The following is an 18,515-nucleotide window of genomic DNA, read 5'->3' on the forward strand; positions in this document are numbered from 1 at the left end:
CCTGGAAACGGCGGCTGGTTTCCGGTCCCCCCGAAGTACGGATGTGGTCGGTCCCGCATTCATCCGTACTGCACCGAGGACGAGGACGTCCCCAGGCGTCACTCGGTTCCCCGTGGTGTGCATGGCGCACAGCCTACGCACCGCCAAAAGCCTCCTGGCCCCGAGGTTCACCCCAAATCAGGCAACTCGCTCCCCACGAATCAGTCATGTGATCCCGTTCACCGCACCCTCTCTTGCCCCAGCCGGAAGCTCGTTCTATCGTCTGGATGTATCGAGTCGATACATCAGCTCGGCATAAAGACCGTCACGGCACCCGTCACGACGGGTCGCGGCAGAGAGGAGGCGACGATGAGCCGGCGTTCCGGGATCCTCGAATTCGCCGTACTCGGCCTGCTCCGCGAATCCCCGATGCACGGTTACGAGCTGCGCAAACGACTCAACACGTCACTCGGTGTGTTCCGTGCGTTCAGCTACGGGACCCTGTATCCCTGCCTCAAGACGCTGGTCGCCAACGGCTGGTTGATCGAAGAGCCGGGGTACACCTCGGAGGACGCCCTCGCCGCACCACTCGCAGGGCGTCGCGCCAAGATCGTCTATCGGTTGACGGCGGAAGGTAAGGAGCACTTCGAGGAGCTGCTCTCCCAGACCGGTCCCGACGCGTACGAGGACGAACACTTCGCCGCTCGTTTCGCCTTCTTCGGGCAGACGTCCCGTGACGTGCGCATGCGCGTACTCGAGGGCCGCCGCAGCCGGCTGGAGGAGCGCCTGGAGAAGATGCGTGCCTCCTTGGCGCGCACCCGGGAACGCCTCGACGACTACACGCTTGAGCTCCAGCGCCACGGAATGGAGTCCGTGGAGCGCGAAGTGCGCTGGCTGAACGAGCTCATTGAAAGCGAGCGGGCCGGTCGAGACCTCAAAGGGTCCGTCACCGGAGAGTCCGCTCAGCAGGACACCACATCTGGAGCGTCGGGCGATCTGCCCCGGCCGGGACACGACTCCCGGCCGGATTCGCCCGACGACACCGCCACGTGAGAGCCCGCTCAGGGCCTCACTCGTACACACAGGGAGCAACCGGAATGGGTTCGGTTCGCGTAGCCATCGTCGGCGTGGGCAACTGCGCCGCCTCGCTGGTCCAAGGCGTCGAGTACTACAAGGACGCCGACCCGGACGCCAAGGTCCCGGGCCTGATGCACGTCCAGTTCGGCGAGTACCACGTCCGTGACGTCGAGTTCGTCGCCGCCTTCGATGTCGACGCCAAGAAGGTCGGCCTCGACCTCGCGGACGCCATCGGCGCCAGCGAGAACAACACCATCAAGATCTGCGACGTGCCGAACTCCGGCGTGACCGTTCAGCGCGGCCACACTCTCGACGGTCTCGGAAAGTACTACCGCGAGACCATCGAGGAGTCCGCCGAGACCCCGGTCGATGTCGTCCAGATCCTCAAGGACAAGCAGGTAGACGTGCTCGTCTGCTACCTGCCGGTGGGTTCCGACGACGCGGCGAAGTTCTACGCCCAGTGCGCCATCGACGCCAAGGTCGCCTTCGTCAACGCGCTGCCGGTCTTCATCGCCGGCACCAAGGAGTGGGCGGACAAGTTCATCGAGGCGGGCGTGCCGATCGTCGGTGACGACATCAAGTCGCAGGTCGGCGCCACCATCACGCACCGCGTCATGGCGAAGCTGTTCGAGGACCGCGGCGTCGTCCTGGACCGCACGATGCAGCTGAACGTCGGCGGCAACATGGACTTCAAGAACATGCTCGAGCGCGACCGCCTGGAGTCCAAGAAGATCTCCAAGACGCAGGCCGTCACCTCCCAGATCCGCGACCGCGACATGGGTGCGGACAACGTCCACATCGGCCCCTCCGACTACGTCGCCTGGCTCGACGACCGCAAGTGGGCGTACGTCCGCTTGGAGGGCCGTGCCTTCGGTGACGTCCCGCTGAACCTGGAGTACAAGCTCGAGGTCTGGGACTCCCCGAACTCCGCGGGTGTCATCATCGACGCCCTGCGCGCGGCGAAGATCGCCAAGGACCGCGGCATCGGAGGCCCGATCCTGTCGGCGTCGTCGTACTTCATGAAGTCCCCGCCGGTCCAGTACTTCGACGACGAGGCCCGCGAGAACGTCGAGAAGTTCATCAAGGGCGAGGTCGAGCGCTAAGCCCCGGTCGTAACTCGCTCGTTGGGGGTCCCCGAGGCATTCCGCCCGGGGGCCCTCCCCGTATGTGAGGCTGTGCCCCATGTCCGTCGTGCGCGATCTGCGCGTCCTGCTCCGCTTCCGGAACTTCCGACGCCTGCTCGCCGTACGTCTGCTCTCCCAGGGCGCCGACGGCGTCTACCAGATCGCGCTCGCCTCCTATGTCGTCTTCTCGCCGGAGAAACAGACCTCGGCCGCCGCGGTCGCCTCCGCGATGGCCGTTCTGCTGCTCCCGTACTCCCTGGTGGGCCCCTTCGCAGGCGTCCTGCTGGACCGCTGGCGCCGCCGTCAGGTCTTCCTGTACGGCAATCTGCTGCGCGCCCTGCTGGCATCCGCCACGGCCGTCCTGATGCTCAGCCACGTCCCCGACTGGCTCTTCTACATCTCCGCCCTGTGCGTCACCGCCGTCAACCGCTTCGTCCTGTCGGGCCTGTCCGCCGCCCTGCCCCGCGTCGTCGACGAGGAGCGCCTGGTGATCGCCAACTCCCTGTCCCCGACCGCCGGAACGCTCGCCGCGACCGCGGGTGGCGGCCTCGCCTTCGCCGTACGCCTGGTGGCCTCGGACTCCGACGCTGCGGTGGTGCTGCTGGGAGCCGCGCTGTACCTGTGCGGAGCGCTCGCGTCGCTGCGCATGGCGCCGGAACTGCTGGGGCCCGACCGTGCGTTGGTACAGCCCCGGCTCACCACGGCTCTCGCCGGCAACGCCCGCGACCTCGTGGCAGGCGTACGCCATCTAGCGGCGCCCTCGCGCCGGGAAGCCGCCTGGGCGCTCGGCGCGATGTCGCTGATGCGGTTCTGCTACGGCGCCCTGCTGGTGATGGTGCTGATGCTCTGCCGGTACGCCCTGACCTCAGACGCCGACGACGGACTCGCCCTGCTGGGCCTGGCGTTGGGCATCTCCGGCGTCGGCTTCTTCGCGGCGGCCGTCCTGACGCCCTGGGCGGCGGGCCGGCTCGGGCCCGGCCGCTGGATCGCCGTGTGCGCCACGGCCGCCGCCGTCCTTGAGCCCGCTCTCGGCCTCCCCTTCGCCACTGCTCCCATGCTGCTCGTGGCGTTCGTCCTGGGACTGACCACCCAGGGAGCGAAGATCGCCACGGACACGATTGTGCAGTCCTCGGTCGACGACGGTTTCCGTGGCCGGATCTTCTCCGTCTACGACGTGCTCTTCAACGTCGCCTTCGTCGGGGCGGCCGCTGTCGCCGCCGTGATGCTGCCGCCGGACGGCCGCTCAGTGCCCCTGGTGGTCACCGTCTCCGTTATCTACGGGGTAGTTGCCGTGACCATGGCGCGCTTCGAACGCCAGCACGCGTCACATCAATAACCCAGACCCACTTCTGACTGTTTCACGTGAAACACCGCCCCGCGGCGCGTCCTGGGGTCATGTTTCACGTGAAACATGACCCCGTTTCACGGCCTCAGCTCTGCTGGGCGGCCCACCATTCCTTGAGCGCTGCCGCCGCCGCGTCGCGCTCCATCGGCCCGTTCTCCAGGCGGAGCTCCAGCATGTGCTTGTAAGCGCGGCCGACGACAGGGCCGGGACCGACGCCGAGGATCTCCATGATCTGGTTTCCGTCGAGGTCCGGGCGGATCGCCTCCAGCTCCTCCTGTTCCTGAAGCTGGGCGATCCGCTCCTCCAAGCCGTCGTACGCCCGAGAGAGCGCGGCCGCCTTGCGCTTGTTCCGCGTCGTGCAGTCCGAGCGGGTCAGCTTGTGGAGGCGGTCGAGCAACGGACCCGCGTCCCGGACATAACGGCGGACGGCGGAGTCCGTCCACTCTCCGGTGCCGTACCCGTGGAAGCGCAGGTGCAGTTCGACCAGTCGAGAGACATCCTTGACCAGCTCGTTGGAGTACTTCAGGGCGGTCATGCGCTTCGTGGTCATCTTCGCCCCGACCACCTCGTGGTGATGGAAGGAGACCCCGCCGTCCTTCTCGAAGCGACGCGTGCGCGGCTTTCCGATGTCGTGCAGCAGTGCGGCCAGGCGGAGCGTCAGGTCGGGGCCGTTCTCCTCCAGCGCGATCGCCTGCTCCAGGACGATCAGCGAGTGCTCGTAGACGTCCTTGTGCCGGTGGTGTTCGTCGCTCTCCAGACGCAGGGCCGGCAGCTCGGGCAGCACATGGTCGGCGAGTCCTGTGTCGACCAACAGCGTCAGGCCCTTGCGCGGGTGCCCGGACAAGGTCAGCTTGTTCAGCTCGTCCCGCACGCGTTCGGCCGAGACGATGTCGATGCGCCCCGCCATCTCCTTCATGGCCGTGACGACCTCGGGGGCCACTTCGAAGTCGAGCTGCGCCGCGAAGCGCGCCGCCCGCATCATCCGCAGCGGATCGTCGGAGAAGGAATCCTCGGGAGTGCCAGGGGTACGGAGCACGCCGGCCGCGAGATCTTCCAGCCCCCCGTGCGGGTCGATGAACTCCTTCTCCGGGAGTGCGACGGCCATAGCGTTCACGGTGAAGTCACGCCGGACGAGGTCCTCCTCGATGGAGTCGCCGTACGACACCTCAGGCTTGCGCGAGGTCCGGTCGTACGCCTCAGACCGGTACGTGGTGACCTCGATCTGAAAACAACGGTCAGCGTCTTCGACGCGGGCGTCCTTCTGAGCTCCCACCGTGCCGAAGGCGATCCCGACCTCCCACACGGCGTCCGCCCACGGCCGCAGGATCCTCAGTACATCCTCGGGGCGGGCGTCGGTCGTGAAGTCCAGATCGTTGCCGAGCCGGCCGAGCAACGCGTCCCGGACCGAGCCGCCGACCAGGGCAAGTGAGAACCCGGCCTCCTGGAAGCGGCGGGCGAGGTCGTCGGCGACAGGAGCGACCCGCAGCAGTTCACTCACCGCGCGACGCTGCACCTGACTCAGGGCACTGGAGTTGTCTTCGTTGGCGTTCGGCACAACAGAAAAGGGTACGTGGCCCGGACGACCGCGGGCGCCTCCATTAAATGCGCACAGACCCTCCACCTAGCCATGCCCACGGCCCACCCCGTGACACAGGGAGGCGATCCACTTCATACGCGCACAATCAGGACAGCCCAGCGTCCTCTCCCGATCTTGTGGAGCAGTCCGCGGCACTTCCCCTCAGCGCGCATCGTTACCATGCGTGGACGCACATTCCGACGACCACTGACGACGACTAGGGACGGGCGAGCGCGTGGCCGAGGCGGCAGACTTCCAGGGGACGAGTGCCTCACCTGCCCGCCGATGGCTGCGGCGCACCGGAGCACTGCTCGCCGGTGCGCCCCTGCTGGCCGGACTGTTCCAGCTGCCCGCCGCCACGTCCGCACACGCCGTAGAACAGACCTCCGCTACGGCCGCCGCCGACTCGGGGTCGGTGTCCGTGGCCCTCGACACGCTCAGCCCCAGTGCCCCCACGGACGGGGACACGCTGACCGTGTCCGGCACGGTGACCAACAACGGCAAGCAGGCCGTCACGGACGCCCACGTGGGGCTGCGGGTGGGGCCCGAGCTCACCACGCGCTCGGCCATCGACAGCGCCGCCGAGAACAGCGGCGACGTCCAGGCAGCCACCGGGTCGGAGCTCGGCGGCAAGTACGTCGAGAAGTTCCCCAAACTGACGCAGGGCGTCTCCGAGCCCTTCTCCATCTCGGTACCGGTGAACGAACTGGACCTCAGCGACAGCGGGGTCTACCCGTTCGCCGTCTCGCTCTCCGGCCAGACGTCCGCACAGCCCTGGGAGCAGGTGCTCGGCATCCGGCAGACGTTCCTGCCGTGGCAGTCCGGCGAGGCCGACACGAAGACGAAGACGACGTATCTGTGGCCACTCGTCTCCACCGTCCACATGACGGCGGAGACGGGCTCGAACGAGCAGCAGACGCCCGTCTTCCTCAATGACGACCTCGCCAAGGACATCTCCCCGGGCGGCCGCCTGGACCAGCTCCTGTCACTGGGCAGGGACCTCGACGTCACCTGGGTGCTCGATCCTGACCTGCTGGCCTCGGTCGACGCGATGACGCGCACGTACCGCGTGAAGTCGGGCGACACCACCAGGGCGGGCACCTATCAGGCGGTCGCCAAGCAGTGGCTCGCCGAGTTGCAGCAGACGGTGACGGACAAGGAGGTCGTCGCCCTGCCCTTCGCCGACCCGGACATCGCCTCCCTCGCCCACAACGGCACGACCGTCACCGGCTCGCTCAGCCACCTGAACGAGGCCACCGACGTTGCCGCCACCACGGTGAAGACCGTGCTCCACGTGACACCGAGCACCGACTTCGCCTGGCCCGTGGACGGCGCCGTAGACCCGTCGATCGTCAAGGTCGCCACCTCCGCCGGCGCCGACAAGGTGATCGCGCGCAGCGACAGCCTTCAGGAGACGGGCGGTCTGCCGTACACGCCCTCCGCGGCCCGTCCTATCGGCGGCGGCACCACGGCCGTCGTCGCGGACGCACGGCTGTCGACGGTGTTCCAGGGCGATATGACGAGGGCCTCCGCCGCCACGCTCGCCGTGCAGGAGTTCCTCGCCCAGAGCCTCGCCCTCAACCTCCAGACGGGCAAGCAGCGCAGCATCGTCGTCGCGCCCCAGCGCATGCCCACCGCGAAGCAGGCCCAGGCGATGGCCGAGGCGATCACGGCCCTGCAGAACGGGAACTGGTCCGAGTCTCAGGACCTCACGGCTGCCGCTTCCGCCAAGCCGGACCCGAGTGCCACCACGAAGGTGCCGCCGACATCGTCGTACCCCTCCTCTCTGCGCAAGCAGGAGCTGCCGCGGTCGGCCTTCCAGCAGAGCGCGAGCACGCAGGACAAGCTCGACAACTTCAAGGTGATCCTCAGCGACCAGTCCCGGGTGGTGACACCCTTCGGCCGGGCCATGAACCGCGAGATGTCCACCTCGTGGCGCGGTCGCGCCACCGAGGCGTCCGGGTTCCGCGGCGACGTCCTGAACTACCTCGACGAGCTGACCAACCAGGTCGTGCTGATCGACAAGTCCGAGACGAAACTCTCCGGACGCAGCGCCACGATCCCGGTGACCGTGCAGAACAACCTGGTACAGGGCGTGAACCACCTGGTGCTGCGGATCACCTCACTGAGCCCCAAGCGGCTTGAGATCGGCGGCGCGTCGTACTCCGAGCAGCGGGTCGAGGTCTCCGGCGGTCACAGCCAGACAGTGAAGTTCACCACCACGGCCAATGCCAACGGCCGGGCGACGGTGGTCGCCCAGCTGTACACGGAGGACGGCCAGGCGTACGGCGAGCCCGTCACCTTCGACGTGAAGGTCACGGAGTTCACCGCCACCGTGATGCTGGTCATCGGCGGCGGTGTCCTGCTGCTCGTGCTCGCGGGATTCCGGATGTACACGCAGCGCAAGCGGGCGGCAGCCCGCGAGGCCGAGGAGGACGGCTCCGACGAGACGGGCGAGGCCCCGGCCGGCCCGGAGAACCCCGGCGGTACTGAGGACCGTCTCAAGGAAGAGTCCGGCTCCCGGGCCGGGGCAGACGCCCGGGAGCAGCCGAGTGACCCGGCACCGGACACCCCAGCGGAAAGCGCCGACCCGTCCGGCACGGGTGAGAGAGTGGACCGTTGAGGTTGTCGTGGCCGGTGGGCCCGGGACGATGAGGTGGGGTAACCATGAACGCGCCGTACGACGGTGACCGCGGCCAGGCCGCGGGCAGCTCGGGCCACCCCGAGGGCCCGCTGCCCGAGGACGGCCAGGCACCGCCGCAGCCCCCCGCCGACATGTATCTCCAGGACGCCTACAACCAGGACCCTTACCGTGGGCAGGACCTCTACGCCCAGGACCCGGTCGCCGAGGCGTACTACGACCGTACCGCGCACCCCCCGCCGCCCCCGGGCACGTACCAGCCGCAGCAGCCGCTGTACGCCCAGCCTCCCCAGTCGCCGTACGCTCCCGACCCGCGGGTGTGGGCACAGACCCCGGCTCCCGAACCGGAGGGTCCGACCCAGTACCTGCCGTACGGCGACGACCCCCGGACCACCCAGTTCGTCGGCGTCGACGATCTCGTGACCCAGGCGGGCGAGCAGCGCCACGAGCCAGACGCCTTCGCACACCTCTTCCGGGACCAGCAGCAGGGCAGCGGACATCCGTCGTACGATCCGCCATCGGTCCCCAACCCGTCTCCGGCACCGCCCGCGGGCCCGTACCCGGTGGCGACGCCGCCTGCCCAGGGCCACTACCCGGCGCCGCCGCATCCTGGTGCTGAGGCGCCCGCGCCGGCGCCCGCTCCCGCCCCAGTCGCGAAGAAGGGCGGGCGGGCCGGGGGTCTGTTGAAGTCGAGCGCCGTGATGGCGGCGGGCACGATGGTCTCCCGCCTCACCGGCTTCATCCGCTCCGCGCTGATCGTCTCGGCGCTGGGCGTCGGCCTCCTCGGCGACACCTTCCAAGTCGCCTACCAGCTGCCGACGATGATCTACATCCTGACCGTCGGCGGCGGCCTCAACTCCGTCTTCGTGCCGCAGCTCGTGCGCTCCATGAAGGAGGACGAGGACGGCGGCGAGGCGTACGCCAACCGGCTGCTGACCCTGGTGATGGTGGCGCTCGGCACGCTGACCGTACTCGCGGTCCTCGGCGCGCCGTTCCTGATCCGCCTGCTCTCCGACCCGGTCGCCAGCGACCCGGCGGCCAACGAGGTCGGCATTACCTTCGTCCGCTACTTCCTGCCCTCGATCTTCTTCATGGGCGTCCACGTGGTGATGGGGCAGATCCTCAACGCACGCGGGAAGTTCGGCGCGATGATGTGGACCCCGGTCCTGAACAACATCGTCATCATCGTGACGCTCGGCATGTTCATGTGGGTCTACGGCACCGCCGCCGACTCCGGTATGAAGGTCACGAACATCCCGCCGGAGGGCCAGCGGCTCCTCGGCATCGGTGTCCTGCTCGGACTCGTGGTGCAGGCCCTGGCGATGATCCCGTACCTGCGCGAGACCGGGTTCCGGCTGCGGCCGCGCTTCGACTGGAAGGGCCACGGCCTCGGCAAGGCCGTGACACTGGCGAAGTGGACCGTCCTGTTCGTCCTCGCCAACCAGGCCGGCGCGATCGTCGTCACCCAGCTGTCCACTGCTGCGGGCAAGAACTCTCCCGTCGACGGCACCGGCTTCGCCGCCTACGCCAACGCCCAGTTGATCTGGGGACTGCCGCAGGCCATCATCACCGTCTCCCTGATGGCCGCCCTGCTGCCGCGCATCTCGCGCTCGGCGGCCGAGGGCGACAGCGGTGCCATTCGCGACGACATCTCCCAGGGCCTGCGCACCACAGCCGTCGCCATCGTGCCGATCGCCTTCGGCTTCGTAGCGCTCGGCATCCCGATGTGCACGTTGATCTTCGGCTCTTCGGGCACCAGCGAGGCCACGAACATGGGGTACATGCTGATGGCCTTCGGCCTCGGCCTGATCCCGTACTCCGTGCAGTACGTCGTCCTGCGCGCCTTCTACGCCTACGAGGACACCCGCACTCCCTTCTACAACACGGTGATCGTGGCAGCGGTCAACGCGAGCGCCTCTGCGCTCTGTTACTTCCTCCTGCCGGCCCGGTGGGCCGTGGTCGGCATGGCCGCCTCATACGGCCTCGCCTACGCGATCGGTGTCGGCGTCGCCTGGAACCGGCTGCGCAAGCGGCTGGGCGGCGATCTGGACGGCAACCGCGTGCTGCGGACGTATGCCAGGCTCTGCATCGCCTCGGTGCCCGCGGCCCTGCTCAGCGGTGCGGCCTGCTACGGCATCGGCCACTCGATCGGCCAGGGCGTCCTCGGTTCGTTCGCCGCGCTGCTGGGCGGCGGGGCCGTACTGCTCGGAATCTTCTACGTCGCCGCACGCCGCATGCGCATCGAGGAGCTGAACTCACTGGTCGGCATGGTGCGTGGGCGCCTGGGACGCTGAGGCGGGGGTAAGCGCACAACCATCGTCCGCCATCGTGTGTCGTGCATAGCGGCGGACTGTGGGCACAATTGGTTTCGGCGTCGTACGGCGCGCAATGGATGGGGAGGCAGGGAACGACGGTGGCGGAACGGAGCACGGCTGCCGTCGACGTGGCAGACAACAGCGGTGACGAGCCGCTGACCGCCAAGGCGGACCAGTCCACGGCCGACGGGGTGGCCAAGAACCGGGAGCGGGACACGGAAGACGTCGAGGCACAGGGGAGTGGCGGGACCGAAGGTCCAGGGAAGGCCTCACCACCGGAGCTGCACAGCGGCCACAAGCTCGCCAGACGCTACCGACTTGAGGAGTGCGTCACCCGTCTGGACGGATTCAGCAGTTGGCGTGCCGTGGACGAGAAACTGCGCCGCGCCGTCGGGGTTCATACCCTGCCTGCGGACCACTCGCGGGCCCGTTCCGTCCTGGCCGCGGCGCGTTCTTCCGCGCTGCTCGGCGACCCCCGGTTCGTCCAAGTCCTCGACGCCGTCGAGGAGAACGACCTCGTCTACGTCGTCCACGAGTGGCTGCCCGATGCCACCGAACTGACCACGCTGCTGGCCTCCGGCCCACTGGAGGTGTACGACGCCTACCAGATGGTCAGTCAGGTCGCCTCCGCCATGGCCGCCGCCCACCGCGAGGGTCTGGCGCACCTGCGCCTGAACCCGAACGCCGTCCTGCGTGCCTCGACCGGCCAGTGGCGCATCCGCGGTCTCGCCGTGAACGCCGCACTGCGCGGCATCAGCTCCGAGACCCCGCAGCGCACGGACACGGAGGCGATCGGCGCCCTGCTGTACGCGGCGCTCACCCAGCGCTGGCCGTACGAGAGCGACGCCTACGGTCTGTCCGGCCTGCCCAAGGACGTCGGTCTCATCGCCCCCGACCAGGTGCGGGCCGGTGTTCACCGCGGCCTGTCCGAGCTCTGCATGCGGGCACTGGCCAACGACGGCGCGACCGCTTCTCGCCACGAAACCCCGTGCACCACGCCCGAGGAACTGGTGAAGGCGATCGCGGAGATGCCCCGCATCCGCCCGCCGGAGCCCGCCTTCACCGCCCCGCCCGACTACCGGCGCACGACGTACCAGCAGGGGTCGTACGGCCGCCAGGCGCCGCGTCCGGGCGCCACCCAGCCGGTACCGTCTCCGCCGTCCCCGCTGCAGAGCCGCACCGGCAGGGCGCTGAAGTGGGCGGTCTCCGCCCTCCTCATCGCCGCCCTGGGTCTCGGCAGCTGGCAGTTGGCCGACGCGCTCATGGAGCAGGGCGGCAAGGCGGAAGACACGAACCAGACGCAGACGACGGACGGAAACGACAAGAACGGCGACAAGGCCAGGCCGGTCAAGACGCTCAAGGTTCAAGGTGCCCAGGAGTTCGTCGCGAAGGGCGATGCCCAGCACCCCGCCGATGTCGCCAAGACGTACGACGGCGACAGCTCCACGTATTGGAAGACCAACACCTTCGAAGAAGGTCCGCCCCTCGCGCCCTACAAGCCCGGGGTAGGCATCGTCTACGACCTCGGCTCGGCGCAGCAGCTCGCCGCGGCGAGCATCGGGCTCCGCTACAGCGGCAATCACACGACGGTCGAGCTGTACGCGGCCGACTCACTCACGCCGTCCTCGCTGGACTCGATGAAGAAGATCGGTGAGGTCACGACGAGTGGGAGCACCGCCACGGTGAAGGTCACCAAGTCGGTGAAGTCGCAGTACGTGCTCGTGTGGCTCACCGCCGTGCCGTACTCGGGGGCGGATCCGAGCGCGTACAGCAACCCCGGCTACAAGCAGGCCATAACCGACCTGAAGTTCACAGGCTGAGCGATTACTGAAGGGGAGGGGGTCCGATGGCAGATGGCACCGCGTACGGCGACACGAGCGATCAGGACCTCCTGGCCCGGCACGTGGAGGGCGACCCCGAGGCCTTCGGTGAGCTCGTGCGCCGTCACCGCGACCGGCTCTGGGCCGTGGCCCTGCGGACACTGGGGGACCGTGAGGAGGCCGCTGACGCCGTCCAGGACGCCCTCGTCTCCGCGTACCGGGCCGCCCACACCTTCCGCGGTCAGTCGGCCGTCACGACGTGGCTGCACCGGATCACGGTGAACGCCTGCCTGGACCGCGCCCGCAAGGTGGCCTCCCGCAAGACGTCCCCGGTCGACGACACCGAGCGTCTGGAGCAGTTGCTGGAGCCGCACGAGTCGGCCTCGGCGCCGGCGGAGCGCAACGATCTCCACCGCCAGCTCCTTGCGGCGCTCGGCACCCTTCCACGCGACCAGCGGGCCGCCCTGGTTCTCGTGGACATGCAGGGTTACCCGGTCGCCGAGGCCGCACGCATGCTCGACGTGCCGACCGGAACGGTGAAGAGCCGTTGCGCCCGTGGCCGCGCCAGACTCCTTCCGCTCGTCACCCATCTCCGGCCGGAAAACGCCGGAGGCGGAAGAGAGACGGACACGGGGCGGAACCGGACGCAGGGGACATCCGTCCCACCCGCAGCGGGACCGCGTCAGTCGGGTCCGCCGGATACCGGGCCAAGCGATTCAGCTGCTGTGAAGGGCGGAGGTGGGCGAGCGTGACATCCACGACAGACACGGCCGGGCACCCGGACGTCGCGGAGATCTCCGACCTCACCGAAGGCCTGCTCCCGCCGTCCCGGAGCACGGACGTACGACAGCACCTGGACGGGTGCGAGCTCTGCGCGGACGTCTACGCCTCGCTGGAGGAGATCCGAGGGCTGCTGGGCACTCTGCCGGGCCCCCCGAGCATGCCCGCCGATGTCGCCGGCAGGATCGACGCCGCTCTGGCCGCAGAGGCCCTGCTGCATGCCACGACTCCTGATGCCGTGGACGCTGCGGCGCCCGTCGACATGTCGTCGACCCGGTCCCGGTCCGACGCGGAGCCCGACGCGGACGACAGCGCGCATGTTTCACGTGAAACAGCGGCAGCCGCAGACCGTCCGGTCCGTCCCACGAGTCACGCCCGCGCCTCGACCACCGGCCCCGGCCGCAAGGAGCGCAAGCGGGGCGGCCGGCGTAGGGTCGCCGTCCTGGGCACCGTATTCACGGTCGCCGCCCTGGGCTTCGGTTCCGTGCTGCTGTCCTCGCTCAACGACGGCAAGCCGTCCGGCCCCGAGGGACACGGACGGCAGTCCGCCTCCGCCGACACCTTCTCCGAGGGCCGGCTGGAGAAGCAGGTCACCGATCTTCTTGCCAAGACCGCGGGAGGCGGGTCTCGTGCTCCGCACACCCTGGGCACGAATTCCATCCCAGGGTCGGAAGCACCCCATCTCTTCAAGCAGCCCACGGTTCCCGAGTGCGTCCAGAAGGGCATCAGCCAAGGCGACGCGGCGCTCGCGACCAAGGCAGGCCGCTACCAAGGGACCAAGGCACTCCTCGTCGTGCTGCCCGACCCTTCTGACGGCACCCGGGTCACGGCCTACGTCATGGACGCGACCTGTATGACCGACCCGTCGTCCGGCACAGCAAAGGTTCTGCTCAAGCAGTCCTACGCCCGCTCCTGAGCGCGCGTACTTCGTCTTCGTCCCTGCGTGGTATCTCCTGCGGTGGCGCATCTCCGTGTGCCCGGACACAGCGGGAATGCGCGCCCCTTAGGATCCGTTGGGTGGGGTGAGAGTTCTGAGAAGGGCTCCCCCGGTCCTACGACGTAGTCCAGAGACGAGGAATCAGGCCGTGAGCGACGTCCGAAACGTGATCATCATCGGCTCCGGGCCCGCCGGCTACACGGCGGCGCTCTACACCGCGCGCGCGGCGCTGAAGCCGCTGGTGTTCGAAGGCGCTGTCACCGCGGGTGGGGCGCTGATGACCACCACCGAGGTGGAGAACTTCCCGGGCTTCCAGGACGGCATCATGGGCCCCGAACTCATGGACAACATGCGCGCCCAGGCCGAGCGTTTCGGCGCCGAGCTCGTACCGGACGACATCGTCAACGTCGACCTGACCGGTGAGATCAAGACGGTCACGGACACCGCGGGCACGGTCCACAGGGCCAAGACCGTCATCGTCGCCACCGGCTCGCAGCACCGCAAGCTCGGCCTGCCGAACGAGGACGCCCTCTCCGGCCGTGGTGTCTCCTGGTGCGCCACCTGTGACGGCTTCTTCTTCAAGGACCAGGACATCGCCGTGATCGGCGGCGGCGACACCGCGATGGAGGAGGCCACCTTCCTCTCGCGCTTCGCCAAGTCCGTGACGATCGTCCACCGCCGTGACACCCTGCGCGCCTCCAAGGCGATGCAGGACCGCGCTTTCGCCGACCCGAAGATCAAGTTCGTGTGGGACAGCGAAGTCGCCGAGGTGCAGGGCGACCAGAAGCTGGCCGCCCTGAAGCTGCGCAACGTCAAGACCGGCGAGCTCTCCGTCCTCCCGGTGACCGGCCTGTTCATCGCGATCGGCCACGACCCGCGCACCGAGCTCTTCAAGGGGCAGCTGGAGCTCGACGAAGAGGGCTACCTGAAGGTGGACGCCCCTTCCACGCGGACGAACCTGACCGGCGTCTTCGGCGCCGGTGACGTGGTCGACCACACCTACCGCCAGGCGATCACCGCGGCCGGCACCGGCTGCTCCGCCGCTCTCGACGCCGAGCGCTTCATCGCCGCCCTCGCGGACGAAGAGAAGGCCGAGCCCGAGAAGACCGCTGTCTGACCCCCATCCGCCCCACGCATCAACCAGTTAAGGAGCCCGCCGTGGCCGGCACCCTGAAGCATGTGACCGACGATTCCTTCGAGCAGGATGTCCTCAAGAGCGACAAGCCCGTCCTGGTGGACTTCTGGGCCGCCTGGTGCGGCCCGTGCCGTCAGATCGCGCCGTCTCTTGAGGCCATCGCCGCCGAGTACGGCGACAAGATCGAGGTCGTCAAGCTGAACATCGATGAGAACCCGGGTACGGCCGCCAAGTACGGCGTCATGTCCATCCCGACCCTGAACGTCTACCAGCATGGCGAGGTCGCCAAGACCATCGTCGGGGCGAAGCCGAAGAACGCGATCGTCCGCGACCTTGAGGACTTCATCGCTGAGTGACGTTTCACGTGAAACACGAATGGGCCGGCCCTGAGGGGTCGGCCCATTCGTTTTAGAGCGGCCGGAGCACCGGCTCCTTCTGTACAGCTCCCAGCAGCCGGTCCAGCGCCATCTCCACGTCCTCCTTCCAGGAGAGCGTGGTGCGCAGCTCCAGCCGCAGTCGCGGGTACGTGGGATGAGGCCGGACCGTCTTGAAGCCCACCGCCAGGAGATGATCGGCGGGCAGAAGGCAGGCGGGTTCTTTCCAGCGCGCGTCCCCGAAGGCCTCGATCGCCCTGAAGCCCCGCCGCAGCAGATCCTTGGCGACCGTCTGGACCATCACACGCCCCAGCCCCTGGCCCTGGTAGCCCGGCATGATGAACGCGGTCATCAGCTGCACGGCGTCGGGCGACACAGGGCTGGTGGGGAACGCCGTAGAGCGGGGGACATAAGCCGGAGGTGCATACAGCACGAAGCCCACCGGCACCTCGTCGACATACACGACCCTGCCGCAGGATCCCCAGTCCAGCAGGACGGCGGAGATCCAGGCTTCCTTCTCCAGCGCGGGCGTGCCCGCCTTTACCGCGGCCTGGCCACTGACGGGGTCCAACTCCCAGAAGACACACGCGCGACAGCGCTGGGGAATGTCCTGAAGGTTGTCCAGCGTGAGCGGTACGAGCCGACGCCCCATGAAGGCTGTTCCTCGCTTCCTTCGTCCGCCGCGTCGCGGGCGGCCGTCAGAGCGCTCCGTTCCCTGAGCAGGCTACCGACGAACCCGCCGATCGCGCCCAGTCCCAGGCCCGCGCTCACGATTCCGGTGCGGCTCACCGTTCGCATGGCCCCTGCCTCTCCCCTCAGAGGTGCTGCCGGTTGGATGCGCCATACCCGAACGCATCGTATCCACGATGCGATTCCACCGATACCGCCTGAAAGCAAAGAGCGGGCCGTGTCCGGTACACACCGGACACGGCCCGCCCCGACGACCTCGGGCGACATCACCCTGACGGCCGGAGGCTCAGTCCTCGGCCTCCTCGGAATCGCCGTCCAGAAGGCCCTTCTGCAAGACCGGTCCCTCGCCAGGCGCGAGGCTGCCGAGGATCCGCTCAAGGTCCTCCATCGAGGCGAACTCGACGGTGATCTTGCCCTTCTTCTGGCCCAGATCGACCTTCACCCGTGTCTCGAAACGGTCCGAGAGACGGCTCGCAAGGTCGGTCAGCGCCGGCGAAACCCGGGTACCGGCCCGCGGTCCCTTGGCGCGCTGAGCCGACTGAGGCCGGGACCCCATCAAGGTCACGATCTCCTCGACGGCCCGCACCGACAGCCCCTCGGCCACGATCCGATGAGCCAGCCGGTCCTGCTCCTCCGAGTCATCGACGGAGAGCAGCGCCCGCGCGTGTCCGGCGGACAGCACACCTGCTGCCACACGACGCTGGACAGCCGGCGAGAGCCTCAGCAGACGCAGGGTGTTGGAGACCTGCGGACGGGAACGCCCGATGCGGTCCGCCAGCTGGTCGTGCGTGCAGTTGAAGTCCTTCAGCAGCTGGTCGTAGGCGGCGGCCTCCTCCAGCGGGTTCAGCTGGGCACGGTGGAGGTTCTCCAGGAGGGCGTCCAGGAGGAGCTTCTCGTCCTCTGTGGCCCGCACGATCGCCGGGATCGCCTCCAGGCCGGCCTCACGGCAGGCCCGCCAGCGCCGCTCACCCATGATGAGCTCATAGTGCACGGGGCCGGTCTGCCGAACGACGACGGGCTGGAGGAGACCGACCTCCTTGATGGAGGTGACGAGTTCCTGGAGCGCGTCCTCGTCGAAGACCTCTCGCGGCTGACGCGGGTTCGGCGTGATGGAGTCGAGGGGGAGCTCCGCGAAGTGGACGCCCATGGGAGGCGCGGGCGTCTCCGCGGCGCCGTTGGTCGACGGCTCCTCGGTTTCATGTGAAACAGGCGGCAGCGTGGCCACCTTCGCCGCGGCCACACCGCGGTCGGTGGTCAGTACCGGAACAGCCGCCGGGGACGTCGAAACAGCACCCCCCATCGCGGCCGGAGTCACCGTCTTCTCTGTCGGGGCAGCAGGGATCAGTGCGCCGAGACCACGGCCCAACCCCCTCCGTCGCTCGCTCACTGGATCCCCTCCACCATGCTCGGGTCGCTCTGTGCGCCGATGTGGGCCTGTGTCGCGTCGTAGGAGACACCGACACCCTTCAGCGCGATTTCTCGTGCCGCCTCAAGATAGGACAAGGCACCGCTCGATCCTGGATCGTAGGTCAGCACCGTCTGTCCATAGCTCGGCGCCTCGGAGATGCGGACCGAGCGAGGAATGCTCGTCCGCAGCACCTCGTCACCGAAGTGGCTGCGCACCTCGTCCGCGACCTGGGACGCGAGGCGCGTCCGGCCGTCGTACATGGTGAGCAGGATCGTCGAGACGTGCAGGGCGGGGTTGAGGTGCCCCCGCACCAGGTCGACGTTGCGCAGCAGCTGGCCCAGGCCCTCCAGCGCGTAGTACTCGCACTGGATCGGGATGAGGACCTCCTGACCGGCCACCAGCGCATTGACCGTCAGCAGGCCGAGCGAGGGCGGGCAATCGATGAGGATGTAGTCCAGCGGCTGCTCGTAGGCCTGGATCGCCCGCTCCAGTCGGCTCTCCCGGGCCACCAGAGATACCAGCTCGATCTCCGCACCGGCGAGATCGATCGTGGCAGGGGCGCAGAAGAGACCCTCGACATCAGGAACCGCCTGGACGACCTCGGCAAGCGGCTTGCTCTCGACCAGTACGTCGTAGATGGAAGGGACTTCGGCATGATGGTCGATACCCAGCGCGGTGGACGCATTGCCCTGCGGGTCGAGGTCGATCACCAGGACACGGCCACCGTGCAAGGCAAGCGAAGCGGCAAGGTTGACGGTCGTCGTCGTCTTGCCCACTCCACCCTTCTGGTTGGCGACCACCATGACGCGGGTCTGCTCGGGCCGTGGCAGCCCTTCACCGGCGCGGCCCAGAGCCTCCACCGCCAGTTGAGCAGCACGACCGATCGGGGTGTCGTCCATGGGGGGCGGTGTTTCACGTGAAACATCCTCCCCCATCGACTCGGTACGGGGACCGGGGACCGGATCGGTCATCGGTCCCGCGATGTTGGCGTCGGACCGCAAGGATTCACTCTCCTCGACTTCAGGCTCGCAATGAACAGAGCCTCCCATGCCTTCGGGGTCGTGAACCAGTGAGGCCTGTTGTTCTGTGGAGAAATCCACCTCTGTGGACAACTCCACACCCTGTCCGAGTGATCCGAGGGGCTTACGGTCGCGGGGTTCGGCCGCGGCGCGGCCCCGGCTGATGATGCCGTGCAGCAGTGAGCGACGTTTCACGTGAAACACGATGCACAGCAGATGCGGACAAACTGTCGCGACACTCCGGCATGCGTAGGTTTGGCAGCTTGTGTGGAGTACGTCTCGTCGTCAGGACGGA

14 protein-coding genes are annotated in these 18,515 nt (G+C 68.3%); 10 read left to right on the forward strand and 4 right to left on the reverse strand.

Annotated features, from left to right (window positions below; all coding sequences use genetic code 11):
• Positions 1-348: 348 nt before the first annotated feature.
• The 3 genes from AB0I77_RS24785 to AB0I77_RS24795 all read left to right on the forward strand — a co-directional run bounded on the left by AB0I77_RS24785 (position 349) and on the right by AB0I77_RS24795 (position 3,516).
• Positions 349-1,032 carry a PadR family transcriptional regulator gene (locus AB0I77_RS24785; protein WP_363284850.1) on the forward strand — a complete coding sequence of 228 codons (684 nt, stop codon included), beginning with the start codon at positions 349-351 and terminating at the stop codon, positions 1,030-1,032.
• Between the two features lie 44 nt (positions 1,033-1,076).
• Complete coding sequence (locus AB0I77_RS24790; protein ID WP_363284851.1) at positions 1,077-2,159, forward strand: inositol-3-phosphate synthase; 1,083 nt, start codon at positions 1,077-1,079, stop codon at positions 2,157-2,159.
• A 79-nt stretch (positions 2,160-2,238) separates the two neighbouring features.
• The gene (locus AB0I77_RS24795) at positions 2,239-3,516 is read left to right on the forward strand and encodes an MFS transporter (RefSeq protein ID WP_363284852.1); all 1,278 of its coding nucleotides are present in this window, start codon (positions 2,239-2,241) and stop codon (positions 3,514-3,516) included.
• 94 nt (positions 3,517-3,610) lie between these two features.
• Here AB0I77_RS24795 and AB0I77_RS24800 read toward each other — a convergent pair whose 3' ends face one another.
• Positions 3,611-5,080: a CCA tRNA nucleotidyltransferase gene (locus AB0I77_RS24800; RefSeq protein ID WP_363284853.1), complete on the reverse strand. Its 1,470-nt coding sequence runs from the start codon at positions 5,078-5,080 to the stop codon at positions 3,611-3,613.
• Between the two features lie 256 nt (positions 5,081-5,336).
• Between AB0I77_RS24800 and AB0I77_RS24805 the strand changes: the two genes are divergently transcribed.
• From AB0I77_RS24805 to trxA, 7 genes are all read left to right on the forward strand, one after another.
• Complete coding sequence (locus tag AB0I77_RS24805; RefSeq protein ID WP_363284854.1) at positions 5,337-7,724, forward strand: DUF6049 family protein; 2,388 nt, start codon at positions 5,337-5,339, stop codon at positions 7,722-7,724.
• A gap of 44 nt (positions 7,725-7,768) precedes the next feature.
• Positions 7,769-10,036 (forward strand): murein biosynthesis integral membrane protein MurJ, encoded by a 2,268-nt coding sequence (gene murJ, locus AB0I77_RS24810; RefSeq protein WP_363284855.1) that lies wholly within the window; start codon positions 7,769-7,771, stop codon positions 10,034-10,036.
• Positions 10,037-10,155: 119 nt separating this feature from the next.
• The gene (locus AB0I77_RS24815; RefSeq protein ID WP_363284856.1) at positions 10,156-11,877 is read left to right on the forward strand and encodes a protein kinase family protein; all 1,722 of its coding nucleotides are present in this window, start codon (positions 10,156-10,158) and stop codon (positions 11,875-11,877) included.
• Positions 11,878-11,903: 26 nt separating this feature from the next.
• The gene (gene sigM / locus AB0I77_RS24820; protein WP_363284857.1) at positions 11,904-12,629 is read left to right on the forward strand and encodes an RNA polymerase sigma factor SigM; all 726 of its coding nucleotides are present in this window, start codon (positions 11,904-11,906) and stop codon (positions 12,627-12,629) included.
• Positions 12,626-13,573 carry a hypothetical protein gene (locus tag AB0I77_RS24825; RefSeq protein WP_363284858.1) on the forward strand — a complete coding sequence of 316 codons (948 nt, stop codon included), beginning with the start codon at positions 12,626-12,628 and terminating at the stop codon, positions 13,571-13,573. Before sigM ends, AB0I77_RS24825 begins: the two co-directional genes overlap by 4 nt.
• 169 nt (positions 13,574-13,742) lie before the next feature.
• Positions 13,743-14,711 (forward strand): thioredoxin-disulfide reductase, encoded by a 969-nt coding sequence (gene trxB / locus AB0I77_RS24830; RefSeq protein ID WP_363284859.1) that lies wholly within the window; start codon positions 13,743-13,745, stop codon positions 14,709-14,711.
• 41 nt (positions 14,712-14,752) lie between these two features.
• Positions 14,753-15,085, forward strand: coding sequence for a thioredoxin (gene trxA / locus AB0I77_RS24835; RefSeq protein WP_363284860.1), 333 nt, complete (start codon positions 14,753-14,755; stop codon positions 15,083-15,085).
• A 52-nt stretch (positions 15,086-15,137) separates the two neighbouring features.
• Here the strand turns inward: trxA and AB0I77_RS24840 are convergent, their stop codons facing one another.
• The 3 genes from AB0I77_RS24840 to AB0I77_RS24850 form a co-directional block, all read right to left on the reverse strand.
• Positions 15,138-15,755, reverse strand: coding sequence for a GNAT family N-acetyltransferase (locus AB0I77_RS24840; RefSeq protein WP_363284861.1), 618 nt, complete (start codon positions 15,753-15,755; stop codon positions 15,138-15,140).
• 324 nt (positions 15,756-16,079) lie between these two features.
• Entirely contained in the window at positions 16,080-17,180 is a 1,101-nt protein-coding gene (locus AB0I77_RS24845) for a ParB/RepB/Spo0J family partition protein (RefSeq protein ID WP_363284862.1), read from the reverse strand.
• Complete coding sequence (locus tag AB0I77_RS24850) at positions 17,177-18,250, reverse strand: ParA family protein (protein WP_363284956.1); 1,074 nt, start codon at positions 18,248-18,250, stop codon at positions 17,177-17,179. The genes AB0I77_RS24845 and AB0I77_RS24850 overlap by 4 nt, the downstream gene beginning before the upstream one ends.
• Positions 18,251-18,515: the final 265 nt, after the last annotated feature.

Origin of the sequence: Streptomyces sp. NPDC050619 (assembly GCF_040654815.1) — a bacterium.
Classification (GTDB): domain Bacteria; phylum Actinomycetota; class Actinomycetes; order Streptomycetales; family Streptomycetaceae; genus Streptomyces.

Bases quoted from the DNA above. Each gene is read 5' to 3' on its own strand.
- AB0I77_RS24785 (WP_363284850.1), top strand. From the start codon at position 349: ATGAGCCGGCGTTCCGGGATCCTCGAATTCGCCGTACTCGGCCTGCTC.
- AB0I77_RS24790 (WP_363284851.1), top strand. From the start codon at position 1,077: ATGGGTTCGGTTCGCGTAGCCATCGTCGGCGTGGGCAACTGCGCCGCC.
- AB0I77_RS24795 (WP_363284852.1), top strand. From the start codon at position 2,239: ATGTCCGTCGTGCGCGATCTGCGCGTCCTGCTCCGCTTCCGGAACTTC.
- murJ (WP_363284855.1), top strand. From the start codon at position 7,769: ATGAACGCGCCGTACGACGGTGACCGCGGCCAGGCCGCGGGCAGCTCG.
- sigM (WP_363284857.1), top strand. From the start codon at position 11,904: ATGGCAGATGGCACCGCGTACGGCGACACGAGCGATCAGGACCTCCTG.
- AB0I77_RS24840 (WP_363284861.1), bottom strand. From the start codon at position 15,755: ATGGGGCGTCGGCTCGTACCGCTCACGCTGGACAACCTTCAGGACATT.
- AB0I77_RS24850 (WP_363284956.1), bottom strand. From the start codon at position 18,250: ATGGGAGGCTCTGTTCATTGCGAGCCTGAAGTCGAGGAGAGTGAATCC.